Raw genomic sequence first — 24,063 nt, forward strand, 5'->3', positions numbered from 1 at the left:
TCAACGTCGTCACGATGTGTCATATCGTGCCTCGCGTCGCCGATACTCCCAAGAGCGACACGCGCACTACGCACGGAGGCGGCCATGAGCCCGAGAACGGTGTCCGACAACCTCGTCCACAACTACCTGTTCTTGCGCAAGGCCATCGGTTTCCTCGGGATCGCGCTGCCCTTGGTGCTCGTGTTCGGGAAGATGGCCGTCGACGGCGGCGGGCTGCTCAACTCGATCAGCGGCTACTACTACTCGGGAATGCGGGACGTCTGGGTCGGGACCATGTGCGCGATCGGCGTCTTCCTGTTGTCCTACCGGGGTTACGGCCGCGTCGACGACGTCGCGGGGAACATCGCGGCGGTGGCCGCGGTCGGGGTCGCGCTCTTCCCGACCACGCCGGCGCACGGCGACCGTACGGACGAGATCCTCGGCATGCTGCACCTCGGCTTCGCCGCGGTGTTCTTCCTCACCCTCGCGTTCTTCTGTCTCGCACTGTTCACCAAGTCGGACAAGGAGATCCCCGGCGCCCGCAAACCCGAACGGAACCTGATCTACGTCGCGTCGGGCGTGGTCATGCTGGTATGCCTGGCGTTGATCGTGCTCTGTGGCCTGTTCTTCGACGACGTGACGAAGTCGCTCTACCCGGCTCTGTGGCTGGAGTCGGCGGCGATCTTCGCGTTCGGCGTGGCCTGGCTCACCAAGGGCGGAACGTTGCTGCCGGACAAGACCACGGCGCCGGTGGCGGCCTGACCTGGGACGCAGCTGTGAAGCGAAAGGTAAAGGAACCTTTGCCATCGACCGGGTCGTTGAGACCGTATGAGTGAGCGCATCGCACTTCGGCTCGGCAGGCGTGATCTCCTGGTGGTCGCGGGCATTCCAGGGGCGGGGAAGACCACCCTGCTGGCCGGGGCGGCGACCGGCGCGATGCCGGTGCTCGACTCCGACCAGGTGCGCGTCCGGCTGCGCGAACGAGTGCCCGCCGCGCTGCCGTACCGGCTCTACCGGCCGCTGGTCCACCTCTGGCACCGCGCGCGGGTCATCGGGTTCGCGCTGTCGGGCGACGGCCCGCTGGTCGTGCACGAGCCGTCGACCCGGGCGACGACACGCGGGCTGCTGGCCCTGCTCGGCCTGCTGAGCCGTCGCCCGGTCCGGTTGCTGTGGCTCGACGTCACGCCGGAGGAGGCCCGCGCGGGCCAGGTCGCGCGCGGGCGCGTGATCCGGCGGCACTCGTTCGCCCGCCACGTCAGAAGGGCCGAGAAGCTCCGCCGCGAACTGCGCGCCGGCTGGGTCCCGTCAGGCTGGCGTGGCGCGCGGATGGTGACGCGTCAGGACACCGTGCGGTTCGTCGCCGACGAGGAACCCGGGAGAAGCTCCTCAAGCGACATCCGGCTCGTCGCCGGTGAGCGGACGGCCGCACCCGCAGCGCGCGCGACCTGACGGTTCCGGAGTGATGTCACGGCGCCGTCGCCACCGGTCGAATTCGGCTGGTTCCCCGGGTTCAGCCGAAGGACCTGGTCGGCTCGGGTGAGGACACGAGTTCCATGGCGCCCAGCGGATGCGTACTGGCATCGTCGTTCATCCTTTCCACGCCGCGAAGCCCTTCGACGAGCCGGTCCACCTCGGTGTCCGGGCGGACGCCGAACCGCAGGAACCGGCTGCTGAGCCCGATCTTGTTACCGCAGTTGCGCACCAGCAGGTGGTGCTCGGAAAGCAGGTGGTCGCAGAACGCGCCACCCTCGATCCCGGCGGGCAGTTTCACCAGGAGGAAGTTGGCCTGCGAGGGGAAAACGGTGAGTTCGGGGAACCGGGAGAGCTGCGAAGCCATCATGAACCGGTCGAGCGCGAGCATTTTGAGGCTTTCCTCGTACTCGGCGCGGTGGTCGGCGAGCATGAAAACGAACGCCTCGGCGAGGGAATTGACGTTCCACTTCGGCAGTGCCGCGGAAATCTTCTTCGTCAGCGCCGGATTCGCGATCTGGTAGCCGAAGCGGATTCCGTGCAGGCCGAAATTCTTGCCGAGACTCTTCAGCACGATCACGTTCGGCCGCAGCGCGGCCTCCTCGGCGACCGAGGCGCCCCTCTCCACCTCGACGAACTCGATGAACGATTCGTCGATCACCACCAGGTCGAGGTCGATCAGTTCGTCCATGAACCGGATGACCTCGCGGCGCGGGATGTAGCCGCCGTCGGGGTTGTTCGGGTTGCACAGCACCGCCACCCGCGAGCCCCGCGACCGGATGAACTGGATGTACTCGTCGATCCGTAGTTCGAACTTGTTGGCTTCCCGCAAGAGAAACATATCGACCCGTTTCCCGGTCTCCAGCGACTGGTCGGTCCAGCGGCCGAAGGTGGGCACGGGTACCGCGATGCTGGTGTCCACCAGCAGCCTGTCGATCCAGGTGATGAGTTCGGTCGAGCCGTTGGCCATCGAAACCGTCGACGGGTTCAGCCCGAGCGTGCCCGACAGCTGTCCGATGATCGTCGCGACGTCACTCGGATAGAATTTCAAGATCGTCCGCAGATTGCTTTCGAGGTGCTTGAACATCTCGTCGGTCGGGAAATAGGGATTCGCCGGGATGCAGAAATCGGCGAGGTCCGTCGTGTTGTTCCCCATCGCTCTCGAAACCGAGAAGAACGACGGGCTGTGCGCCGTTCCCTGCCTGAGGATGGCCGTATTGATACCGTGTCGCACGCGTGCTCCATCCGCCGTACCAGGTCGCCGGCCACAACTCCGGCCTCTGCAACGTGATACGGACGTGATAGTTCCGCGGTTCACTCAACGCACGAGAAAGCGCCTCACCGGCGGAAACGCCACCGTGTTCACTCGTTCTGGGCACGCATCCTCGCGCGGCGTTTACCCTCGTGCATCGCCGCGACCCGGGCGATCGGGATGGTGTGCCCTTGTTCGACGAGGTCAGCGGGCAGCGACAGCGGTTCGGGCATCGCTTCGGCCCACGGGTCCTTGCCACCCAGAAGCGCGGGCGCCGTCCGGACGGTGAAATCAGCGGGGGTGACGTCGTCCAAGTCGTCCCAGGCCACCGGGAACGACACCGGCAGACCAGGGCGCAAGCGCGGGCTGTACGCCGCCGCGACGGTCCCGCCCCCGGCGCGCGTCGAATCGAGGAACACCTTGCCCTCGCGGTCTTCCACGATGTACGCCGTCGTGGCGACGGACGGATCGACCTGCTCGGCTCGTACGGCGAGCGCGCGGGTCGCGGCCGCGACGTCCTCGACGGCCTGCCCCGGCACCAGCGGCACGAAGATGTGCACACCCTTGGAACCGCTCGTCTTCAGCGCCCCGGCGAGCCCGGAATCCGCCAGCGCCCGCCGCACCAGTTTCGCCGCTTGGACGACGTGCGCGAAGTCGTCACCCGCGGGCGGGTCGAGGTCCAGCACAAGGTGGGTCGGGCTCGCGTCCTCGCCCGCGTGCATGAGCGTCGGGTGGTATTCGACGGCACGCTGGTTCGCGAACCACAGCAACGTGCGGCGGTCGTCGCACAGCGCGTACGAGATTTCCCGCTTCGAGGACTCCGCCCACATTCCGGCGCGCTTGACCCAGGGCGGCGTGTACTTGGGGAGGTTCTTCTGCATGAACGGCCCCTGGCCGCGCAGAATGCGCATCACCGAAAGGGGGCGGTTCTCCAGAACGGGGAGGATGCGGCCGGAGACCGCGTCCAGGTAGTCCACCAGATCACGTTTGGTGGCACCCTCGAACAACGGCTGATCGAGATTGGTCAGCTTGACCCCGTCGCGCTCGTCATCGCTCATGCGGGAAAGCCTACGTCGTGAGTGGTGATGACGGCGGGAACCGGCCGTCATCACCACTCACGGCTCAACTAGCTGATATTCGCGTCGATGCAGGCGTAGAAGGCGTTCGCCGTGTCATAGACATTCCAGCGGGCGAGGATCTTCTGGCGCCCGGACTGCTGCAGATTCACACTGTGCGTGACCGTCGCACCCGGGGTCGCGCCGTTGTCGTTGAAGCTCGCGACCTTGGTGCCACCGACGAAGTACTCCCAGGTGCTGGTGCGGTGGCGAGCCGTCAGCGTCCACCGGAACGTGGTGGTGCGGCCGATGGAATGGACCTTCCAGCCCTTGCTGTCGTTGTTCAGGTCGGCGAACCGTCCGACACCGCCGTTACAGCTGGTGAGCCCCTTGGGGCCTTCCACGCTTTGCGGTTCCCATTTGATATCACCACAGGAAACGGTTCCCTGGGCACACTGCGCCTGCCTGCTGGCAGGAGCGGAAACGTAGCCGTGCGCGCTGGCGGTTCCCGCCGGGATCGCGACCAGAACAGCCGGCACCATTGCCGCACCTGCAGCCAGGGTCAGAAGCCTTCGTTTGAAGCTCATGCCTACCCCTTTCGACACCCACCGCTGACCCGGTGGCAGGACCGCGCGAATTCGGCGGTACTGGGGCCACAGCGAGCGAAAACCAATGACGGTTGGGACCAACATCCGCCGAAGCGCCGAGCAGGCGAATGTGGTCTAGACCATAATTGGTTCAGACGACTCGGTCAAGAGTAACCAACCGGGCACTTCGTCCGGTGAAGATCGAACAGGGCTTGTCAAGCCCGGCGATCAGCCCGCACCCAAACAGACGAAGGGTCGCCGGAACGGATCAACCGCGATGGTGTCCGCGAGCGCCGTCGCCGGTCCGGCGCCTTCCGCCAGTCCGCGGTGGTAGTCGTCCATCGCCGCGGCCGCGGCTTCGTCACCGACTCGGCTCAACGGCGCGATCACCGTCCGCGAACCGCTCGCGAGCAACGCGCTGGCGAAACCGAGTGCTTCGTCGCCGGGCCGGATCCGGTTCAGCGCCAGCTCGCACGCCGCGAAGACGACCTGCGACGGCGGTTGGGCGAGCCCGGCCATCTCGTGCGCGAAGAGCGCGCCGTCGGCCAATTCCAGCCGGGAGAACAAGGCATTCTCGGGTTCGTGCGCGCCGTGTGCGGCGATGTGCGCGAGCTTCGCGCCGTCCAGGGCTCGCAAAACGGCCTTCACCGTCGCCTCGGACCCGGTCAAGGTCTGCGCGGTGCGGTAGTGGGTGGCGAGTTTGTCCAGCTCACCCCTGGTCCCCACGAGACCGGGACCGCGCACGAGGACGACCTTCCGTGCGCGCGGCGCTTTCGACCGTTCCGCGCCCAGCCACGCCGTCGCCGACGGGGCGACCACGATCGGCCGCGACCGCAGCCCCGGCAGCACCCCCCACGGAACGGCGTAGAGCGAACCGGTCGGCACGACGACCAGGCCCCGATCCCCGATCAGCTCCATCAGCGGCCGGATCAGCTGAGTGTCCAGCCGCTCGGTCTGTTTCCTCGCCGAGCCGAGGACGGAGTGGACCAGTGGTCCGGGAAGTTGGTCCGGCGCAAGGGCATTGAGGTCGACGTTCAGCATCCGCGCCGACTCCCCCGCCCGCGCCGCCGAGCCGAGGTGGACCAGTTCGCACCGCCCGCCGGCGACGACCACCGCCACCAGTTCGTCGTCGGACGACGCGAAACTCACCAGCGCGCGTTCGCCCAGGCTGTCGCCGACCTCGGCGAGCCCCGCCACCGGCCGCGGCCTGCCCCAGCGGCCGGTATGCCACCCGAGCCGATGCGCCTCACGCAACCGCTCGGTGTACTTGGCGCGCAACGCCGCCGTCGGATGCCCGTCGTGCTGCGCCTGATGGATCGCCTGGTCGAGCCCGCGCACCTCACCGACCCGCTCGGCGAGATCCGGGTCGGTCACCGCAACAGGTTCATACCGGTAACTCTGCGCGCGAGTCCGCTCCGTCCAGCCGAACAGCCGGGCGGCGTCGGAGCGTTCGAGCACGATCTTCACCGCCAGGTCGGCCAGCTCCCGGCCGTGCAACGCCGTCCCGGACACCAGTTCGAGGCCGCCCATCCGGTCGCGGACCCGGTCGAGCTCGGTGAGCCCGACGCGGATCTCCGCCAGCGCCCTGGCCTTGTCACCTTCCGCGACCGCGAGCTCCGCCCGGCAGAGCCGCCGCAACATCCGGTAATCGACCGAAGTCAGCTTGCCCGGCCGCGGAATCCGCGCCAGCAACTCGGCGGCACGCTGGTGCTTTCCCTTCCGCAGCTCGACACGGACGGCCAGCATCCTGGCCAGCGCGGCCTGATCGGCGAGCCTCGGCATCGGCATCCCCGTCGCCGCGCGCAGCGCACGAGCCGTCAGGGTCGGCGGGATTTCGTCGGTGCGCAAGGCGTCGCGGACGTCGGCGCGCAGGCCGATGATGGTCGCGTTGGCGACACAGGTCTGGCACCCCCAGCGCAGCATCCTGCGCCGCGCCGAAGCCGCGTACCGGCGGGCGAGTTCGAGGTCGTCGCTCATCAGCGCCGCCGATGCCCGGTACAACTCCACGTCGGCCAGGTCACGGGTGATGCTGGTCTGCTCGTGCATCACTTCCAGTACTTCATCGAGGTGCCTGCCCGCCTCGTCGGCCAGCCCGGCGGCGAGGAGCGCCTGCCCTTGTTCCAGGCGCAGCAGCGGGTGGATTTCGACTCCGAGTGCCCGATAGATCCGCTCGCTCTCCTCATAGAGCCGGAGAGCGGCGGGCACGTTTCCGATCCGTAGCTCGAGCGAACCGAGCGGCCGCCGGACGTCGGCCGCCTGCAGCCGCAGTTCGTGCTTTTCCGCGATGTCCATGGCGTGGGCCAGATCCTCGCGAGCCCTACCGACATCACCCGAGCGCGTGTACGCGAGCCCGCGGGTGATCATCGTCCCCAGATAAGGATCGAGAAGGGGGACGGGATCCGCCGCCGAGGCGAGAACGAAGTCCTTGTGCCTGATCGAGGCATCGAAATAGGAGATGCCGTTCTCGTTCTGGCCCACCGCCATGAGCAGGAGCCCGTAGTTGTGGTCGATGGCGCCGCTCAGCTCCGCACGCAGTTTCGGATCGCCCACCTCGTCGAGGAGCGACCGCACCTCGTCCAGCTCGGCCAGCCCGGCGGCGACCTCACCCCCGGTTTCCGTGCCGAGCGCGACGAGCGAGTTCGTGAGCCGGATACGAGCGGCCAGCCACTGCGCCCGATCGCCGTCATCGACGGGATCCACCGAGTCGAGCATCGCCATTCCCCGGTGGAGCAGCTTCAAACCCTCGCGTGGCCGCGCCGAACAGACCGCGTCGACGCCCGCCCTCTGGAGAGCGCGCGCTTTCTGGATGGCATCGGCCACCCCGAGTTCTGTTACAGCCACTGATCTATGACAGCACAGTCCGTAGCCGAAAGACGACCGCCCGTCGAGGATCACCTCGACGGGCGGGCAAACTCTCAGCTCACGAAGTCAGAGCGTCGGAGGCGGTGTCTGGATGCAGCCGCCCGAGCACTCCAGCAGCCGGTCGCGGTAGTGCTCGCAATCCGGGCTGTGCTCGTGTTGCCGCAGTTCAGGCTTGGGCTCGGCCGGGACGGCCGGGTCCTCCTCGCCGATGGGATCCTTGACGTCCGTAGGCGTCGACATTTGACGATCTCCTCCCCTGGTGATCTTTCTTCTGTCGTGCCAGGTGACCCCATTACCCCGGGTCCCCTCCGCTCACAGGCCCTCTTCCTGCGAACGGGGGCAATGGTGCCACAACGGAGCAGTGATCGGGAGCTTTTACCTACACTGAGTCATCCAAGGCATCCGAAAGAGGGACGCCTCTTTAGCGAGCCTCACGACCTACGCCGGATGGCGGAGTGGGGCCTCCGAATCCGTTCGGGCGGACAACAGCCGTCCGACGGCCCTGGATCGTCAGCGTTTCCCTTGCATAGCGGCAAAAGTGGCCGCGAAGGTGTCGGGGATTCCCCACGGAACCCACTGCGCCATCCGGCCTAAGATCCAAAAATACTTGTGCCCCAATGGTTTCCGCTCATCATCACCGGGGCATCCACGGCCTGTCGGGGGTGAACCGGCAGATATCCGGAGGAGATAACGATGCCAACGTGGTTGGTCATCATCATCGTCATCGCCGCGATCCTGGTGGTGGGAGCCGCAGCATGGTTCGTCATCACCGAGCAGCGCAGGCGGCGATTGCGCCAGACATTCGGGCCCGAGTACGACCGGGCAGTCAAGGAACATGAGAACCCGCGCGAAGCGGAGCGTGACCTCTCGTCACGGGTGAAGCGCCACTCGGATCTCGACATCCGTCCGCTTTCATCGACCACAAAGGACCGGTACGCCCAGGAATGGGCGCTGATCCAGGAACAGTTCGTCGATCGCCCGTCCGGCGCGGTCGTCGAGGCGGACCGGGTACTGGTCTCTCTGATGGCCGAGCGCGGCTACCCCACCGACGGGTACGACCAGCAGCTCGCGGACCTTTCCGTCCGGCACTCGAACGCCTTGCGGCACTACCGCGCCGGACACGACACGCTGACGGGTCATCGGGAATCCGAAATGTCCACAGAGGACATGCGTGAAGCGATGAAGCACTATCGCGTGGTGTTCGAAGACCTGCTGACCGATGGCGAGGAAGGAACGGAGAGTAATGGAAAACAGGGCCCTGGGAACCGACGGAACGGAACCGCTGACCACGGAACGCGGGGAAGGGACCACGAGTCGCCTCGCCGAACCGAACGCTGAGGGCCTCGGCGACACCGGTCACACGCTGAGCACCGACGACCTGGTCAAGGCCGAACCCGAGACCACCACCGAGGCCGCGAGAACCTCAGAACCCCATGACGACGGCGAGAACACGCTGTTCGACGACGCCGACGTCGAGAGGTTCCGCGGTAGCTGGCAAGGCATCCAGACGGCCTTTGTGGACGATCCTCAGCGGGCGGTCAAGGAAGCCGACGAACTGGTCGCCGTCGTGATCCAGACGCTGGCCGCCACCTTCGCGGACCACAAGAACGAACTGGAATCCGCGTGGAGCCAGGGCGAACCGGCGACCGAAGACCTGCGGATCGCCTTGCGCCGGTACCGGTCGTTCTTCAATCAGTTGTTGCGGTCTTGAGTGAGCGAATAGGCGCGAGTGAGTAGTGGGGCTCGTGAGTGATTCGGGTCGTTAGAACGACCCGAATCACTCACGAGCTTTTACCTGTTCCAGAACCCGCACTTGTGCGCGGCACTCACGTCGATCTCCTTGATCTCGGCGATACTGAACGAAAGCGCGTTCCCCTCCCGGTACGGCGCCCAGCCACCACCCGGATTCCCGGTCTTGGCGAACGTCGTCCAGTACGAGATCAGCTTGTCCGCGAAGACCTTCTTCTCCCCGGCCGGCGGCACGGACGGCGGCCGGTCCGGCCACTTGCTGTCGAAGAACGACGGGATGTCCGCGCCGTGCTTGGCACCCAGCGGGAAGTCGCCGATCGTGTCGATGGTCGGCTGCGCGAACTCGTACGCGTACACCGGTGCCCACCGTGACGCCGCCTCGTCGACGGGCAACTGGTTGCAGGTACCGAGCATCCGGCCCTCGTCACCGACCAGGGTGGCCAGCGCGATCCCCGGTGACAGGTAATCCGCAACCGGGTACTCGGCGAGCACCTTCGCGGTTTCCTTGCCGTACAAGGCCCTCACCGCTTCCGGGTACTGCTCGGCGGTGAGCGGTTCGCCGGCGCCGTCGTACGCGCTCGCGACGAAGGACCGCTGCTCGTCCTTGGTGCCACCATGGATGAGCGGCACCCGCGCCGCGGTCCCGGTCCGCAACGCGGTCAGCGGCTGCACGGGCAGCACCGGAGTGCCCACCACCGGCTGCCACGGCAGCCCGGCGGTGTACCGGTTGACGCGGTACGCCTGGTCCTCGTTCAACCCGACCAGATCCTCGACAGGCTTGGCGCGCAGGCACTCCACGACGTTGTTCCCGGTACATCCGAGATCCTCCGCGATGACGCGCCCTCGCTGCCGCGCGACCGGCGCGGTGATGAACGAGTTCGCGCACGGTCCACTGTGGATGATGGCCTTGTGGAACAGCCCGCGCGCCCCCGGCGAAGCCAGCTGGGAACAAACGCTGAACGCGCCCGCCGATTCGCCCCAGAGACTCACGTTCCCGGGATCGCCGCCGAACGCGGCCGCGTTCCGCTGGACCCACCGCAGGGCCGCCTGCTGGTCGGCGATGCCGAAGTTACCCGCGTGGGGATCGCTCAAGGCCGGATGGGAAAGGAAACCCAGTGCCCCGAGCCGGTAGTTGAGCGTGACCACGACGACATCGCCCTGCTCGGCCACCCGCTCGGCGTTGAACGGTGAACCGGTCCCGCCGAAGAAACCGCCACCGTGGACGAACACCATCACCGGCAACCGCCGGGCGGGCCGTTCCGGCGTGGTGACATTCACGAACAGACAGTCTTCGTTCCCCATGACCGGCGGACCGCCATACCCCGTCTGCGGGCAGAACGAGCCCTGGACGGTCGCGTCGCGAACGCCTTGCCAAGACTTCGCCGGCTGAGGTGCCCGCCAGCGCAGGTTCCCTGTCGGTGGTGCGGCGTAAGGGATTCCGTAGAACACGCGGTGCCCGTCGGCGACGGTGCCGCGGACCGGACCGTCGGCGGTGCGGACCACGGATCCGCCCGCGGGTTCGGCACTGGCCGCTCCGCCCGCCAGGATCGCGAGGGCCGAGCACAGCCCGATGAGGGTGATTCGCCTGAATTTTCGCATGAGCCCACGATCTCGGAGATCCCCTGCTCGCGTCGTCGCCCCGGTTCGGTATCCGGGGCGTACCGCACCGGGCGTACTCAGGCGCCGGTGGTCGATCCCGGGCGCACGATCATCAGCACGGTCACCACGACCCAGAGCAGGTTGAACACGCCGGTGTACATCGCCACCCGCCCGGACGTCACCGGCTCCGACGGCGACTCGGAGTCCAGCACGGCGAGGATCGCGTTCTGCCCGGGCAGGACCAGCATCGCCAGCACACCGGCACGGAAAGACCGGAACCCGGTTCGGCGAACGCCTTCCGGGCCGACCGCGATGACGGCGGCGAGGACATGGAGGATCAGCAGTACTTTCGACACGAAGCCGAGCTTAAGATCATCACCCGGCTGTCCGATACGGGTGTTTTCGACAGATATCACAGGATTCCGGCCATCCGGCTACGTCGAGCGACGTAGCCGGGAAGCCGCTCCGGAGCGGATGTGGTGCGCCACCGTGACGGACACCATTCATGACTATGACCATTCCCGTGGACACAGAAGAACTCACGAAACGGTACGGCGAGCAGCTCGCCGTCGACCGGATGAACCTGACCGTGCTGCCGGGCGAGATCTACGGTTTCCTCGGCCCGAACGGCGCCGGCAAGACGACGACGTTGCGGATGCTGCTCGGGCTCGTGCGGCCGACGTCGGGCAGCGTGCGGCTGTTCGGCAGACCGCCCGGTGCCCTCGACGGCGTCGGCGCGCTGATCGAATCGCCCGGCTTCTACCCGTATCTATCCGGCTCAGACAACCTGCAAGTGCTGGCCCGGTACAGCGGAACGGATCCGCGCCGGGTCGATGAAGTACTCGCGATGGTCGATCTCGCCGATCGCGGCAAGGACCGGTACTCGACGTACTCGCTCGGCATGAAGCAACGGCTGGGTGTCGCGGCGGCGCTGCTGAAGGATCCGCGGCTGCTGATCCTGGACGAGCCGACCAACGGGCTCGACCCGGCCGGGATGGCCGACATGCGCGTGCTGATCCGGCGGCTCGGCGCCGAGGGGTGCACGGTGCTGCTTTCGAGCCACATGCTGGGCGAGGTCCAGCAGATCTGCGACCGCGTCGGCGTGGTCTCGCGCGGACGGCTGATCGCCGAGAACACCGTGGCCGAACTCCGCGGCGGCACGGTGCTGCACATCGAAGCCGAGGAAATCGTGCGGGCGGCGGATCTGGCGAAACGCTGGATCGGCGAGGAGAACGTGCGGACGAGCGGGACCGGCCTCGACCTGACCGTCGAACCGGATCGCGCGGCGTGGCTGAACCGCGAACTGGTCACGGAAGGGATCTCCGTACGCGAACTGCACGTCCGCGAACGCGATCTGGAACAGGTTTTCTTCGAGCTCACCGGAGAGGTGGCAAGTCATGTGGGGTAGCTGCACCGCCGAGCTGACGAAACTCGTCCGTCGCCCGGCGAACTGGTTCATGCTGGGGATCGCCGTCATGCTCGGCCTGTCGTTCACCTATCTGCTGCCGCTCGCCGGCGCGGCCGGCTCGTCGAGCGGAGCACCCGGCACGGATCGCGGGCTGGCCGCGACGATGCCGGAGAACCTGGTCGGCAACTCGATCGGCGGGCTGCCGGTGTTCCTCGGCGCGATCATGCTCGTGATCGGGGTGCTGACCGTCGGCACCGAATACGGCTGGAGCACGTGGAAGACCGTGCTGACACAGGGTCCTTCACGACTGACCGTCTACAGTGGAAAGTTGTTCGCTCTGGCCGTCGCGACGCTGGCCGTCGTGCTGACGAGCTTCGCGACCGGCGCCATCACGAGCGCCGTCATCGCCTCGTCGGAAGGCGAGCCGATGAACTGGCCGGCGGCCGGCGAGATCGTCACCGGGATCGGCGCGGGCTGGCTGATCGCGATGACGTGGGCGGTGTTCGGCGCCGCGCTGGCCATCGCGATGCGCGGGGTGGCGCTGCCGATCGGGCTCGGCCTGGTGTGGCTGCTGGTGATCCAGAACCTGCTGTTCGGGGTCGCGGCGCCGCTGCTGAGCTGGGTCAACACCCTCCAGCTCGCCCTGCCCGGCGCCAACGCCGGTTCGCTGGCCGCGTCGCTCGGCGCTTCGGGTGCGACGCCCGGTATCGGCGAACTCGTCGGCGTCTCCCAGGCGACCCTGGTGGTGGCCGCCTACCTGGTGGTCTTCGCCGGACTCGGCGGCTGGCTGCTGCGGCGCCGGGATGTCCTCTGAAAATCCGTGAAGGCCCCCTTCCCTACCTTGACGGTAGTGAAGGAGGCCTTCACGGATCGCTATGCCAGGGCGTCGAGGTCCGCGAGGACGTCCTCGGGCAGTTCCAGCTTCGCCGCGGCGATGTTCTCGTGCAGGTGCAACACCGAAGACGTACCCGGGATCAGCAGGATGTTCGGCGACCGCTGCAACAGCCACGCGAGCGCGACCTGCATCGGCGTCGCGTCGACCCGGTCGGCGCAGGCGTCGATCACACCGGACTGCAGCGGGCTGAAGCCGCCCAGCGGGAAGTACGGCACGAACGGGATGCCGATGGCCGCGCAGGCGTCGAGCAGACCGTCGTTGGTGCGCTGCGCGACGTTGTACTCGTTCTGCACGCAGACGACCGGCGCGATCGAGCGGGCTTCCTTGACCTGCTCGGCCGAGACGTGGCTCAGGCCGAGGTGCCGGATCAGGCCCTGCTGCTGGAGTTCGGCGAGAACCTCGAACGGCTCGGTGATGGAGACCGGGATCGGGAAGACCCCGTGGTCGCCGGCGAGCCGCAGGTTGACGACGTCGAGCACGTCGACGCCGAGGTTGCGCAGGTTGTCGTGCACCGCGGAGGTCAGTTCCTCGCGCGAAAGCGCCGAAGGCCAGCCCTTGTCCGGAGTCCGCTTCGCGCCGACCTTCGTGACGATGTGCAGGTCCTCCGCGTACGGGTGCAGCGCCTCGCGGATCAGCTGGTTGACCGTATGCGGGCCGTAGAAATCACTGGTGTCGATGTGGGTCACGCCCAGCTCGACAGCTTCGCGAAGGACGGAGATCGCGGTCTGGGGGTCGTCCGGCGGTCCCCAGATGCCGACTCCGGACAGCCGCATGGCGCCGTAGCCCATCCGGCTCACCGTGAGGTCGCCGAGCTTGAGAGTGCCGCCTGGACTCATGATCGCTCCTTGTACAAGTGGGGTCCCCACCTCACCTTAGGCAGAGCCGCCCGCCTCGGCTCGCCCGGGAAGGGAGCAGGGGACCTTTGCTATCGCCCGGGGCTCTGACCTGCGCGAACGACCAGGCCGACCAGCTGGTTCGCGAGTCCCTCCGTCAGCCCGTCGACGAACATCTCGCGGCCGGCCGGCGCTCCCCGCTCGACGAGGACGGTCGCCACCGCCTCGCCAGGGTTGGCGTAGGGCCACAGACCCGCGACGAGGATGAAGACGGCCTTCGCGAAATGCCCGGCGGCGTGGGCGTCCAACGGGACATGGGCGCGGACGAGGTCCGCGAGACGTTCGGTCCGCTCGCCGGCCCGGCTCTTGAACGTCCGGGCGGTCTCCACGGAGATGTTGTGTTCGAGCACCGCGGCCATCGTGCTGATCAGCTCGCACAGCAGGCGCTGCCGCGAGATCGACGTCGCGATGACGGTCGCGACGCGCACTTCGCGCTCGTACCCGGCCTTCGCGGCTGTCGGCTCACCAAGCTCGCCTTCGAGTTCGTCGAGCCAGCCGACCCAGATCGCATCGAGGACTTCCAGGAAGATCGCCTCGCGGCTGTCGAAGTACCGCAGCACGTTCGACTTCGCGAGGCCGACGCAGTCGCTCAGTTCCCGCAGGCTGATCTGGGAGACCGGACGCTCGGCCAGCAGTGCGCGCGCCGTCTCGAGGATCGCCGCGCGCCGGGCCTCGACCTGCTCCGGCCGCCGGGCTCGCTGGAAGTCGAGGGCCACACGGCGCACGCTACCAGACCACCAGGCTGTTATTCGCCTGCCGCGGCCCGCCTGGCCTGCACCCTCTTGTAGCTCCAGATCAGCAGCGCGAACAGGATGAGCCCGGACAGGATCAGGCTCGAAGCGGTGCTCCAGCCGCCCAGCGGCAGCCCGGGCACGACGCCCCAGATCACCCCGGCGGCCAGCAGCCCCAGCCCGGCCAGCACCGAACCGGCGATGCGCAGCGGCGACGAAACGCTGTCCTCGGCCGCCTTCATCGCCCTGTCGCGGATGGGATCGACGTACTTCTCCACCACCGGGAACTCCGACGCCAGCACCAGCAGACCGGCGAGCACGAGCAGCAGGCCCGGGCCGGGCAGTACGAGCAGCGCGATGCCGACCAGCAGGAGAATGACGCCCGCGATCAGGATCAGCACCTGCTTCACCGGTTTTCCGATTCCCAAAGGGTGCCTCCCGGCCGTCGTCCTGCCGCCGATTGTGCCCGTTTCGCGGCCCGCGCGCCGAGAACACGCTGTTCCTGGCCGGGTGACAGCAAAGGTCCCCTGCTACTCCCCCGCCCCCAACAGCTGGTCGAACGGCACGAACCCGCTGCCCGCCGAAGCCGCGACCGGCGCGTCCGACAGCCGCGAACCGAACTCCCGCCCGGCCCGCCCGGCCCGCGCGTCGAGATCGCCCGGAGAAGCCCAGTCCGACGAAGCCGCGTACACCGCCGTCGCGACTGGCTCGGCGCGAAGGTAGGCGAAGAGCGGACGCAGTGCGAAGTCGAGCACCAGCGAATGCCGTTCGGTCCCGCCGGTCGCGCCGATCAGTACCGGCTTGCCGTCGAGCGCCTTCTGCTCCAGCACGTCGAAGAACGACTTGAACAGTCCGCTGTACGACGCGGTGAACACCGGTGTCACGGCGATCAGGCCGTCCGCGGTGGTCACCGTGTCGATGGCCGCGCGCAGTGCCGGAGAAGGAAAGCCGGTCAGCATGTTCTTCGCGACGTCGAGGGCCAGATCCCGGAGTTCGATCACTTCGATCTCGACGTCCGGCAGCACCGAACGAGTGGCCGCGGCCAGCTTGTCCGCGAGCAAGCGCGTCGAGGACGGCTGGCTCAATCCCGCGGTCACGACAGCGATCGTGGTCATACGGTCACCCCCGACAAAAGCGAAGCGTGCGTAGGAGCCTCAGGCACGTGGGACGGGCGAAGCGCGTCGAGTTCCTTGCGCAGCACCGGGATCACGTGTTCACCCAGCAGGTCGAGTTGCTCCAGCACCGTCTTCAGCGGCAGCCCGGCGTGGTCCACCAGGAACAGCTGACGCTGGTAGTCGCCGAAGTGCTCGCGGAAGGTCAGCGTCTTGTCGATCACCTCTTGCGGGCTGCCGACGGTCAGCGGCGTCTGGTCGGTGAACTCCTCCAGCGACGGCCCGTGCCCGTACACCGGCGCGTTGTCGAAGTACGGCCGGAACTCCCGCACCGCGTCCTGCGACTTCGGCCGCAGGAACACCTGGCCGCCGAGCCCGACGATGGCCTGGTCCGCCTTGCCGTGGCCGTAGTGCTCGTACCGTTCGCGGTAGAGGCCGATCAGCGACTGGAAGTGCTCCTTCGGCCAGAAGATGTGGTTCGCGAAGAACCCGTCGCCGTAGTAGGCGGCCTGTTCCGCGATCTCCGGGCTGCGGATCGAGCCGTGCCACACGAACGGCGGGACGCCGTCGAGCGGCCGCGGGGTGGAGGTGAACTCCTGCAGCGGCGTCCGGAACTTGCCGGACCAGCTCACCACGTCCTCGCGCCACAACCGGTGCAGCAGGTGGTAGTTCTCGACGGCGAGGGGGATGCCCTGCCGGATGTCCTGCCCGAACCACGGGTACACCGGGCCGGTGTTGCCGCGGCCCATCATCAGGTCGACGCGCCCGTCGGCGAGGTGCTGCAGCATCGCGAAGTCCTCGGCGATCTTCACCGGGTCGTTCGTGGTGATCAGCGTCGTCGACGTCGACAGGATCAGTTTCGACGTCTGTGCGGCGATGTGGCCGAGCATCGTGGTCGGCGAAGACGGCACGAAGGGCGGGTTGTGGTGCTCGCCGGTGGCGAACACGTCGAGGCCGACCTCTTCGGCCTTGAGCGCGATCCGCAGCATCGCCTTGATGCGCTCGTGCTCGCTGGGCGCTTCCCCGGTGGTCGGGTCGGTCGTCACATCGCCCACCGTGAAGATTCCGAACTGCATGACCTGCTCCCTAGTCACCGGGGTATCGTTGCTTGAGCGTTCAACCTTACGCGCGCAAGAGATATTCCCGGACGTCGGGGCTCTGGTCCAGACCTTCGATGCGAGCTGAACGAGTGACTTGGTCGGTCCGCGAAGTGGCCGCCCTCACACTCGATTCCATGTGGCTCACCACCCTGCTTGTGACAACGTTGACATTCACCCTCACACCGGCCGCCACCACTCCGGGACCCTCGATCACCGCGACGATCTGCGCGACGCACTGCGACGGTCGCGACCCCGCACTCGCGTCAGGTGACAGAAGACCCGGCACGACGTCCGTCTGGAGCCGGAACATCACGCTCCACCTTTCCGACGGCGACGACATGGGCTGGGGCAGCATCGAAAACGGCGACCCCGGCGACGAAGTCTGGCTCGACCGGTCCTTCGACGGCGGCCGCACCTGGGCGGCCGACAGCCGGATCGGCGACACGAAGATCCCGGCCGGCTCCCGCGGCTGGCGGACGCTGATGTTCAACGGCGACGACCCGGCCACCCACCGCTTCGGCGCGCTGCGCGCGTGCGGGAAAGCGGGTGACAGACCGGAAATCGCCTGCACGTCTTGGTATCGCACCACCGTCGCGGCGGCGAACCGCACCGAGGCCGCGGCCACCGCGCTCATGCAGTTCTACGACACCGGCACCGGCCTCTGGCAGACCACGGGCTGGTGGAACTCGGCGAACGCGCTCACCGCGATCCTCGACTACAGCACGAGAACCGGCTCGCAGAACTACCGCTACGCCATCGGCAACACCTTCGACCGCAACCGCGGGAACAACTTCACCAACGAATACATCGACGACACCGGCTGGTGGGCGCTGGCCTGGATCCGCGCCTATGACCTGACGAAGGACCGCCGCTACCTCGACACCGCCGTCATCGCGGCGAACTACATGTACTCCTACCGCGACGGGACCTGCGGCGGCGGCCTCTGGTGGTCGACGGCGCGGACGTACAAGAACGCCGTCACCAACGAGCTGTACGTGAAAGTCGCCGCGTCGCTGCACAACCGCCTTCCCGGCGACACGCTCCAGCTGGCCAGGGCGCGCGAGGTCTGGGACTGGTTCCGGAACAGCGGCATGATCAACGGCGCGAACCTGGTCAACGACGGCCTGAACTCCTCGTGCGCCAACAACGGGGACGCCGTATGGAGCTACAACCAGGGCATTGTCCTCGGCGCCCTGCTGGAACTGAACCGCGCGACCGGTGACGCCGCCCTGCTCACCCGGGCCCGTCAGCTCGCGGACGCCTCCACCACGGCGCCGTCGCTGCATTCCGGCGGGATCCTGCGCGACCCGTGCGAATCCGGCGACTGCGGTGCCGACGGGCCGTCGTTCAAGGGCGCGTACGCCCGCAATCTCGGCGAGCTGGACCGGGCGCTGGCGGGCAGGCCGTACCGCGCTTACCTGACACGCCAAGCGAATGCGACGATCGCGAACAACCGCACCTCGCTCGACCAGCACGGCCTGCGCTGGGCCGGGCCGGTCGACAAGATCGACGCCGCCCGTCAGCACAGCGCGCTGGAGGTCCTCACGGCAGCCCTCTGATCACCGGATTCGGGACGTGCAGCCAGGCGAGGACCTCGGTCTCCTTTTCGTGCACGAGCACCTGCCGGTAGCTCATCGTGCCGAGACCGGGGCCGCCCTGGTCCTGAACGTCCTCGTGAAACCGGTCCGAGACGAGTACGACCACGGGCGAGCCGTCCGGCGCTTCGGCGAGCGCGTCACGCAGCACTCGCGAGTCGAGCAGCCGGGCGAGCAGCACCTTCGGCCGTCCGGTCACGCCGTACTCGTCGAGCGTGACCTCTCCGGCGTGGATCGCCACGCGTACCCGGATCCGCAGTGCCGGCTCGGTGACCACGTTGTACTTGGCCAGTTCCGCCGCCAGTTGCGAAAGCAGCGGGAGCAGCAGCCGGAACTTCGGGAAATGCGGCGGGACGACGACGATCATGCCGTCCCCCGTGTCCCGTTTGAGGCAGACGTCCCAGGCGATGCCGCTGGCCTCGAAAGCGGTGGCGAGCAGGCCGAAGAGCATCCGCCGGACCTGGACGAAGATCTCGCTGCTGCGCCCGACCTGGCCGAAGCCGGCGATGTCGATCGAGAACAGCCCGCAATGCATGCCGGATTCGACCCAGGTCGTCCGCGGCGGGTAGAGGATCTTCTTCCGCAGCAGGGCGAGGTGGACGCAGGACACGGTGATCAACAGGATCGTGCCGAAGAACCACAACATGGCCGGGGCCGTCTCGACTTCTTCTTCGATTTCCGAGGAGTCGAGCAGATAGAGCAGCCCGTAGGACCACGCACCGTAGAAAAACACGAACAGCAACAGGTACGCACGGCGCAGCCGGATCGCCGCGTGCACGAACGGCAAGGGCGCGAGCAGCCCGAGTGACGCGAGGACCACCACGAAATACCAGAGACTCACGACGCGTCGTGTGGTCGAGACGCGTGTGAGGCCGGTTCCGACGGCCACCTTCTTCCCCCCGTCACCCTGTGACACCGAGAACGATAACGCCTCATCCGAGGTGCCGGGAAGGCGCTTCCGGCAGCCGTGGCCCGGCCATCGGGACGGGTGGTTCGCCACACCGAGGGCGCTGGAGAAGAGTAACTGTCAGAGTGGGCGGATATCCTCCAGTACGGTGTCGCGTTGAACGCCACCTTCACGAGCAAGTTCGCGAGCCACGACTCCAGGAGAAAGACCCAGTGACTGCTGAGACCCTGTACGGGGCCGACGACCTGACGCACCTCGAGGGTCTGGAAGCGGTCCGCAAGCGCCCCGGGATGTATATCGGCTCCACCGACAGCCGCGGGATCAACCACCTGTTCTCCGAGGTCGTGGACAACTCGACCGATGAAGGTGTGGCGGGTCACGCCGCCAAGATCGTGGTCACCCTGCACGCCGACGGAAGCGTCCAGGTCGACGACGACGGCCGCGGCATCCCCACCGGCACGCACGCCAAATCCGGTTTGTCCGGTGTCGAACTGGTGCTGACGAGGCTGCACGCCGGCGGCAAGTTCGGCGGCTCGGGCTACAAGACCTCCGGCGGCCTGCACGGCGTCGGCGCTTCGGCGGTGAACGCGCTGTCGCACCGCTTCGACGTCACGGTGAAGCAAGAGGGCAAGGTGCACCAGATGTCGTTCGCGCACGGCGTGCCCGGCGTGTTCGACGGGCCCGGCCCGAAGGCGAAGTTCACCCGCAAGTCCGGCCTGAACATCACCGGGAAGATGAAGCGCGGCGAGCGCGGCGGCACGTCGATCCGGTACTGGTACGACTCGCGCTACTTCGAAACGGGCGCCGTGCTCGACGTCGAAGGCGTCCGCGCGAAGATGCGCAACACCGCGTTCCTGGTCCCCGGCGTCACGTATATCCTGCGCACCGCGGTCGACGACTCGATCAGCGAAGAGACCTTTCACTTCCCCAACGGGCTGGCCGACATGGTCGACTTCCTCAGCCCGTCCGGCGAGAAACCCGTCTGCGGCACGCTGATCATCAACGGCGTGGGCACGTACAAGGAGAACGCCGCCGACGCCAGCGGCGTCATGCAGTCCAATGTGGAGCGTCACGCGGAGATCGAGGTCGCGCTGCGCTGGGGCACCGGCTACGAACGCACGGTGGAGTGCTTCACCAACACGATCCGCAACGTGCACGGCGGCACGCACCGCCGCGGCTTCGACCGCGCGGTGCTGAAGTCCTTGCAGGACGCCATTTCCAAGACCCGCGGGCTGCTGAAGCCCAAGGAGGACATGCCGACCGTCGAGGACGTGCTCGAAGGCATGACGGCGGTCGTGCACGTCCGGCTGCCGGAGCCCCAGTTCACCTCGCAGACCAAGGACGAGCTGTCCACGGCCGGGATCACCCGGGTCATCCAGGGCGTCGTCGACAAGCACATCCGTGCCTGGAGCGAAGAGCGCAAGACCAAGTCCGAGGCCAAGGTCGTCCTGCAGAAGGTGGTCGACGCGGCTCGCGTCCGGCTCACCCAGAAGCAGCAGAAGGACGCCGCCCGGCGCAAGACCGCGCTCGAAGGCGCGGCCATGCCGCCGAAACTGGTCGACTGCCGCACCACCGGCGTCTCCCGCAGTGAACTGTTCCTCGTCGAGGGTGACAGCGCGCTCGGGTCGGCCCGGATGGCGCGCGTGTCTGAGTACCAGGCGCTGCTCCCCCTGCGCGGCAAGATCCTCAACGTCCAGAAGGCGTCGCTCGGCGACACCCTGAAGAACGCCGAGATCGCCTCGATCGTGCAGGTGCTCGGCGCGGGCAGCGGGCGCACCTTCGATCTGGCGACCATGCGCTACGGCCGGGTGATCCTGATGGCCGACGCGGACGTCGACGGTTCGCATATCCGGACGCTGCTGATCACGCTGTTCGCCAAGTACATGCGGCCGGTGATCGAGGACGGCAGGCTGTACGCCGCGATGCCGCCGCTGCACAAACTGGTCACCAAGGGCCGCAATCCGGAGACCCACTTCACCTTCTCCCAGAAGGAAATGGAGACCAAGTTCGCGGCGCTGGAGCGCGCCGGCAAGCAGATCGTCACACCGGTGCCCCGGTTCAAGGGTCTCGGTGAGATGGACGCCGACGAACTGTGGGACACCACGATGAACCCGGCCACCCGCTCGGTCCGCCGTATCACCCTCGACGACGTCGATGCCGCTGAGAACGCGCTCGAACTGTTGATGGGTGAGAAGGTCGAGCCGCGGCGCAACTGGCTCGTCGAATCCTCTGACCGGGTCGACAGAGAAGCCATCGACGCCTGATTTCGTTGCTATTCAAGGAGCTTTGAGCAATGGCACGCCGTAAGGGCACCACCACCAAGGTCGACCCCTCCGCGTTCGACAGGCCCGGCGCGAACGTCTTCGACAACCCGTTGAAGACCGAGATCGAGGATTCGTACCTGGAGTACGCCTACTCGGTCATCCACTCGCGGGCACTGCCGGACGCGCGGGACGGGCTGAAGCCGGTCCACCGCCGGATCATGTACTCGATGAACGAGAACGGCTACCGGCCGACGCACGCGTACGTGAAGTCGTCCCGGGTGGTCGGCGACGTGATGGGCAAGTACCACCCGCACGGCGACAGCGCGATCTACGACGCGATGGTCCGGCTCGCGCAGGACTTCTCGCTCAACGTCCCCCTGGTCGACGGGCACGGCAACTTCGGCTCGCCCGACGACGGCCCGGCCGCCTCGCGGTACACCGAGGCGCGGCTGTCCCCCGAGGCGATGCTGCTGGTCGGCGAACTCGGCGAGGACACCGTCGACTTCCGCCCCAACTACGACGGCTCGCTCGAAGAGCCGTCCGTGCTGCCGGCGGCGTTCCCGAACCTGCTGGTCAACGGCACGTCCGGGATCGCGGTCGGGATGGCGACCAACATGATCCCGCACAACCTGACCGAGGTCATCGGTGCGGCGCGCTGGCTGATCAACCACCCGGCCGCCACGCTGGACAAACTGATGGAGTTCATCCCGGGCCCCGACCTGCCGACCGGCGGTTCGCTGCTGGGGCTGGACGAGGTCCGCCGGGCCTACGAGACCGGCCGCGGCGTGGTGCGGATGCGCGCGAGCGCCGAGACCGGCCCGCTGGAAGGCAGCCGCGGCCGCCAGGCGATCACCGTCACCGAACTGCCGTACGGCGTCGGGCCGGAGAAGGTGATCGAGAAGATCACCGACGAGGTCAACAAGTCCAAGCGGCTCACCGGGATCGCCGACGTCAAGGACCTCACCGACCGCGAGAACGGCACGCGGCTGGTCGTCGAGTGCAAGGTCGGCGTGAACCCGCAGGCGCTGCTGGCGGACCTGTACCGGCTGACGCCGCTGGAGCAGTCCTTCGGCATCAACAACCTGGTGCTGGTGAACGGGCAGCCGCAGACGCTGGGGCTCAAGGCGCTGCTGGAGGTCTTCCTCAGCCACCGCTACGAGGTCGTCACCCGCCGCACGCGCTACCGCCGCCGTAAGCGCGAAGAACGTCTGCACCTGGTCGAAGGCCTGCTGGCCGCCTTGCTCAACATCGACAAGGTGATCAAGCTGATCCGCGAGAGCGAGAACGCCGCGGCCGCGAAGGACGGCCTGATGACGCGGTTCAAGCTGTCGGAGATCCAGGCGACCTACATCCTGGACACACCGCTGCGGCGGCTCACCAAGTACGACCGGATCGAACTCGAAGCCGAGCAGGACAAGCTGCGCGGCGAGATCGCCGAGCTGTCCAAGATCCTCGACGACGACTCGGTGCTGAAGAAGGTCGTCTCGGCCGAACTGGCCAAGGTGGCCAAGGACTCCCCGGCCGAACGCCGCACCGCGCTGATCGACGGTGACCTCAAGGAGGTCCTCGCCGCGTCGAAGCCGTCCGGACCGCTCGAGGTCGCCGACGACCCCTGCCAGGTGATCCTCTCCGCCACCGGGCTGGTCGCGCGCACGGCGGCGGAATCGGAGGAGTCGTCCGAGGTTCGGCGCCGCAACGGCCGGGTCAAACACGACTCCGTCTCCGCGGTCGTCCATTCGACGGCCCGCGGCCAGGTGCTGCTGGTGACCAACCGCGGGCGGGCGTTCAAGACCGACGTACTGCCGCTGCCGGTGCTGCCGGAGCAGGCGGGCACCGTGTCGCTACGCGGCGGGATGGCCGCGAAGGAACTGGTGCCGCTGGAAAAGGGCGAGCGCGTCATCGGGGTGGCCCCGCTCGGCGAGCAGGCCGCCGGCTCCCCCGGCCTCGCGCTCGGCACGAAACACGGCGTGGTGAAGGTGTGCGCGCCGGAATGGCCGGTCCGCTCGGACGAATTCGAAGTGATCAGCCTGAAGGACGGTGACGAGGTCGTCGGCGCCACCTGGCTCACCGACGGCAACGAGACACTCGCGTTCCTGTCGTCCGAAGCGTCTCTGCTGCGCTACGCGGCTTCGCTGGTGCGGCCGCAGGGCCTCAAGGGCGGCGGTATGGCCGGTATCAACCTCAACGGTGACGCCGAAGCGGTGTTCTTCGCCGCCATCCGCACCGACGACGCCGAGCACGGCGAGCCGCTGGTCATCACCGCGACCGGCGCGAGCGTGAAGGTGACGCCGTTCAGCGAGTACCCGGCGAAGGGCCGCGCGACCGGCGGTGTCCGCGCGCAGCGGTTCCTCAAGGGCGAGACCCGCCTGGTCGTCGGCTGGATCGGTCCGCGCCCGGCCGGTGCCACCCGCACCGGCGACCCGGTGGAACTGCCCGAGATCGACCCGCGGCGCGACGGCTCCGGCCACGCCCACCCGGGCCCCGAGGTCGTCGGCCACCTGATCGAACGCGACTGACCCCGCCCCACGCGTGATGGGAACGCGATCACGTGTGACGGGAGAGCGATCACGCGTGATTGGAAGGCGAACACACCCCGCAGCGGGAG

At 67.6% G+C, this 24,063-nt stretch carries 22 protein-coding genes; 9 read left to right on the forward strand and 13 right to left on the reverse strand.

Annotated elements, in window-relative coordinates; all coding sequences use genetic code 11:
* Positions 1-84: 84 nt before the first annotated feature.
* The gene (locus ACLJRL_RS26385) at positions 85-741 is read left to right on the forward strand and encodes a DUF998 domain-containing protein (RefSeq protein WP_410658962.1); all 657 of its coding nucleotides are present in this window, start codon (positions 85-87) and stop codon (positions 739-741) included.
* 66 nt (positions 742-807) lie between these two features.
* Positions 808-1,428 carry an AAA family ATPase gene (locus ACLJRL_RS26390; protein WP_410658963.1) on the forward strand — a complete coding sequence of 207 codons (621 nt, stop codon included), beginning with the start codon at positions 808-810 and terminating at the stop codon, positions 1,426-1,428.
* 61 nt (positions 1,429-1,489) lie between these two features.
* Here the strand turns inward: ACLJRL_RS26390 and ACLJRL_RS26395 are convergent, their stop codons facing one another.
* The 5 genes from ACLJRL_RS26395 to ACLJRL_RS26415 form a co-directional block, all read right to left on the reverse strand.
* On the reverse strand, positions 1,490-2,683 hold the full coding sequence (locus tag ACLJRL_RS26395; RefSeq protein WP_410658964.1) for a pyridoxal phosphate-dependent aminotransferase: 1,194 nt from the start codon (positions 2,681-2,683) through the stop codon (positions 1,490-1,492).
* 128 nt (positions 2,684-2,811) lie between these two features.
* Complete coding sequence (locus ACLJRL_RS26400) at positions 2,812-3,759, reverse strand: DNA polymerase domain-containing protein (protein WP_410658965.1); 948 nt, start codon at positions 3,757-3,759, stop codon at positions 2,812-2,814.
* Between the two features lie 68 nt (positions 3,760-3,827).
* Entirely contained in the window at positions 3,828-4,343 is a 516-nt protein-coding gene (locus ACLJRL_RS26405) for a lytic polysaccharide monooxygenase auxiliary activity family 9 protein (RefSeq protein ID WP_410658966.1), read from the reverse strand.
* 228 nt (positions 4,344-4,571) lie between these two features.
* Positions 4,572-7,061, reverse strand: coding sequence for a CHAT domain-containing protein (locus tag ACLJRL_RS26410; protein WP_410659059.1), 2,490 nt, complete (start codon positions 7,059-7,061; stop codon positions 4,572-4,574).
* 210 nt (positions 7,062-7,271) lie between these two features.
* A complete protein-coding gene (locus ACLJRL_RS26415; protein ID WP_410658967.1) occupies positions 7,272-7,445 on the reverse strand; it encodes a hypothetical protein in 174 nt (57 codons plus the stop codon).
* A gap of 453 nt (positions 7,446-7,898) precedes the next feature.
* On the opposite strand from ACLJRL_RS26415, the gene ACLJRL_RS26420 reads away from it, so the two are divergent.
* The gene (locus tag ACLJRL_RS26420) at positions 7,899-8,543 is read left to right on the forward strand and encodes a hypothetical protein (protein WP_410658968.1); all 645 of its coding nucleotides are present in this window, start codon (positions 7,899-7,901) and stop codon (positions 8,541-8,543) included.
* Positions 8,449-8,916, forward strand: a complete 468-nt coding sequence (locus ACLJRL_RS26425) for a hypothetical protein (RefSeq protein ID WP_410658969.1) — start codon at positions 8,449-8,451, stop codon at positions 8,914-8,916. Before ACLJRL_RS26420 ends, ACLJRL_RS26425 begins: the two co-directional genes overlap by 95 nt.
* 80 nt (positions 8,917-8,996) lie before the next feature.
* On the opposite strand, the gene ACLJRL_RS26430 is transcribed toward ACLJRL_RS26425, so the two are convergent.
* Together ACLJRL_RS26430 and ACLJRL_RS26435 are read right to left on the reverse strand one after the other, a co-directional pair.
* Positions 8,997-10,553, reverse strand: a complete 1,557-nt coding sequence (locus tag ACLJRL_RS26430) for a carboxylesterase/lipase family protein (protein ID WP_410658970.1) — start codon at positions 10,551-10,553, stop codon at positions 8,997-8,999.
* Between the two features lie 77 nt (positions 10,554-10,630).
* The gene (locus ACLJRL_RS26435; protein WP_410658971.1) at positions 10,631-10,909 is read right to left on the reverse strand and encodes a hypothetical protein; all 279 of its coding nucleotides are present in this window, start codon (positions 10,907-10,909) and stop codon (positions 10,631-10,633) included.
* Between the two features lie 155 nt (positions 10,910-11,064).
* On the opposite strand from ACLJRL_RS26435, the gene ACLJRL_RS26440 reads away from it, so the two are divergent.
* Both ACLJRL_RS26440 and ACLJRL_RS26445 read left to right on the forward strand, forming a co-directional pair.
* Positions 11,065-11,961 (forward strand): ABC transporter ATP-binding protein, encoded by an 897-nt coding sequence (locus ACLJRL_RS26440; protein WP_410658972.1) that lies wholly within the window; start codon positions 11,065-11,067, stop codon positions 11,959-11,961.
* Positions 11,951-12,775 carry an ABC transporter permease gene (locus tag ACLJRL_RS26445; protein WP_410658973.1) on the forward strand — a complete coding sequence of 275 codons (825 nt, stop codon included), beginning with the start codon at positions 11,951-11,953 and terminating at the stop codon, positions 12,773-12,775. Before ACLJRL_RS26440 ends, ACLJRL_RS26445 begins: the two co-directional genes overlap by 11 nt.
* A gap of 59 nt (positions 12,776-12,834) precedes the next feature.
* On the opposite strand, the gene ACLJRL_RS26450 is transcribed toward ACLJRL_RS26445, so the two are convergent.
* From ACLJRL_RS26450 to ACLJRL_RS26470, 5 genes are all read right to left on the reverse strand, one after another.
* The gene (locus tag ACLJRL_RS26450) at positions 12,835-13,692 is read right to left on the reverse strand and encodes an oxidoreductase (protein ID WP_410658974.1); all 858 of its coding nucleotides are present in this window, start codon (positions 13,690-13,692) and stop codon (positions 12,835-12,837) included.
* Positions 13,693-13,781: 89 nt separating this feature from the next.
* Entirely contained in the window at positions 13,782-14,465 is a 684-nt protein-coding gene (locus ACLJRL_RS26455; RefSeq protein WP_410658975.1) for a TetR family transcriptional regulator, read from the reverse strand.
* A 29-nt stretch (positions 14,466-14,494) separates the two neighbouring features.
* Positions 14,495-14,908, reverse strand: a complete 414-nt coding sequence (locus ACLJRL_RS26460) for a PGPGW domain-containing protein (RefSeq protein ID WP_410658976.1) — start codon at positions 14,906-14,908, stop codon at positions 14,495-14,497.
* Between the two features lie 102 nt (positions 14,909-15,010).
* Positions 15,011-15,595: an FMN reductase gene (locus ACLJRL_RS26465; protein ID WP_410658977.1), complete on the reverse strand. Its 585-nt coding sequence runs from the start codon at positions 15,593-15,595 to the stop codon at positions 15,011-15,013.
* Entirely contained in the window at positions 15,592-16,668 is a 1,077-nt protein-coding gene (locus tag ACLJRL_RS26470) for an LLM class flavin-dependent oxidoreductase (RefSeq protein ID WP_410658978.1), read from the reverse strand. The genes ACLJRL_RS26465 and ACLJRL_RS26470 overlap by 4 nt, the downstream gene beginning before the upstream one ends.
* A 158-nt stretch (positions 16,669-16,826) precedes the next feature.
* On the opposite strand from ACLJRL_RS26470, the gene ACLJRL_RS26475 reads away from it, so the two are divergent.
* Positions 16,827-18,251: a glycoside hydrolase family 76 protein gene (locus ACLJRL_RS26475; protein ID WP_410658979.1), complete on the forward strand. Its 1,425-nt coding sequence runs from the start codon at positions 16,827-16,829 to the stop codon at positions 18,249-18,251.
* On the opposite strand, the gene ACLJRL_RS26480 is transcribed toward ACLJRL_RS26475, so the two are convergent.
* Positions 18,235-19,128 carry a hypothetical protein gene (locus ACLJRL_RS26480; protein ID WP_410658980.1) on the reverse strand — a complete coding sequence of 298 codons (894 nt, stop codon included), beginning with the start codon at positions 19,126-19,128 and terminating at the stop codon, positions 18,235-18,237. The genes ACLJRL_RS26475 and ACLJRL_RS26480 overlap by 17 nt on opposite strands.
* A 278-nt stretch (positions 19,129-19,406) precedes the next feature.
* Here ACLJRL_RS26480 and ACLJRL_RS26485 point away from each other — a divergent pair, with 278 nt between their 5' ends.
* Positions 19,407-21,458 (forward strand): type IIA DNA topoisomerase subunit B, encoded by a 2,052-nt coding sequence (locus ACLJRL_RS26485; RefSeq protein WP_410658981.1) that lies wholly within the window; start codon positions 19,407-19,409, stop codon positions 21,456-21,458.
* 29 nt (positions 21,459-21,487) lie between these two features.
* Positions 21,488-23,974: a DNA topoisomerase (ATP-hydrolyzing) subunit A gene (locus tag ACLJRL_RS26490; protein WP_410658982.1), complete on the forward strand. Its 2,487-nt coding sequence runs from the start codon at positions 21,488-21,490 to the stop codon at positions 23,972-23,974.
* Positions 23,975-24,063 lie beyond the last annotated feature (89 nt).

The sequence above is a fragment of the Amycolatopsis sp. lyj-112 genome, from assembly GCF_046549055.1.
Lineage (GTDB): Bacteria > Actinomycetota > Actinomycetes > Mycobacteriales > Pseudonocardiaceae > Amycolatopsis.

Bases quoted from the DNA above. Each gene is read 5' to 3' on its own strand.
- ACLJRL_RS26385 (WP_410658962.1), top strand. From the start codon at position 85: ATGAGCCCGAGAACGGTGTCCGACAACCTCGTCCACAACTACCTGTTC.
- ACLJRL_RS26390 (WP_410658963.1), top strand. From the start codon at position 808: ATGAGTGAGCGCATCGCACTTCGGCTCGGCAGGCGTGATCTCCTGGTG.
- ACLJRL_RS26400 (WP_410658965.1), bottom strand. From the start codon at position 3,759: ATGAGCGATGACGAGCGCGACGGGGTCAAGCTGACCAATCTCGATCAG.
- ACLJRL_RS26405 (WP_410658966.1), bottom strand. From the start codon at position 4,343: ATGAGCTTCAAACGAAGGCTTCTGACCCTGGCTGCAGGTGCGGCAATG.
- ACLJRL_RS26410 (WP_410659059.1), bottom strand. From the start codon at position 7,061: ATGGCGATGCTCGACTCGGTGGATCCCGTCGATGACGGCGATCGGGCG.
- ACLJRL_RS26415 (WP_410658967.1), bottom strand. From the start codon at position 7,445: ATGTCGACGCCTACGGACGTCAAGGATCCCATCGGCGAGGAGGACCCG.
- ACLJRL_RS26420 (WP_410658968.1), top strand. From the start codon at position 7,899: ATGCCAACGTGGTTGGTCATCATCATCGTCATCGCCGCGATCCTGGTG.
- ACLJRL_RS26425 (WP_410658969.1), top strand. From the start codon at position 8,449: ATGGAAAACAGGGCCCTGGGAACCGACGGAACGGAACCGCTGACCACG.
- ACLJRL_RS26430 (WP_410658970.1), bottom strand. From the start codon at position 10,553: ATGCGAAAATTCAGGCGAATCACCCTCATCGGGCTGTGCTCGGCCCTC.
- ACLJRL_RS26440 (WP_410658972.1), top strand. From the start codon at position 11,065: ATGACCATTCCCGTGGACACAGAAGAACTCACGAAACGGTACGGCGAG.
- ACLJRL_RS26445 (WP_410658973.1), top strand. From the start codon at position 11,951: ATGTGGGGTAGCTGCACCGCCGAGCTGACGAAACTCGTCCGTCGCCCG.
- ACLJRL_RS26450 (WP_410658974.1), bottom strand. From the start codon at position 13,692: ATGAGTCCAGGCGGCACTCTCAAGCTCGGCGACCTCACGGTGAGCCGG.
- ACLJRL_RS26465 (WP_410658977.1), bottom strand. From the start codon at position 15,595: ATGACCACGATCGCTGTCGTGACCGCGGGATTGAGCCAGCCGTCCTCG.
- ACLJRL_RS26470 (WP_410658978.1), bottom strand. From the start codon at position 16,668: ATGCAGTTCGGAATCTTCACGGTGGGCGATGTGACGACCGACCCGACC.
- ACLJRL_RS26475 (WP_410658979.1), top strand. From the start codon at position 16,827: ATGTGGCTCACCACCCTGCTTGTGACAACGTTGACATTCACCCTCACA.
- ACLJRL_RS26490 (WP_410658982.1), top strand. From the start codon at position 21,488: ATGGCACGCCGTAAGGGCACCACCACCAAGGTCGACCCCTCCGCGTTC.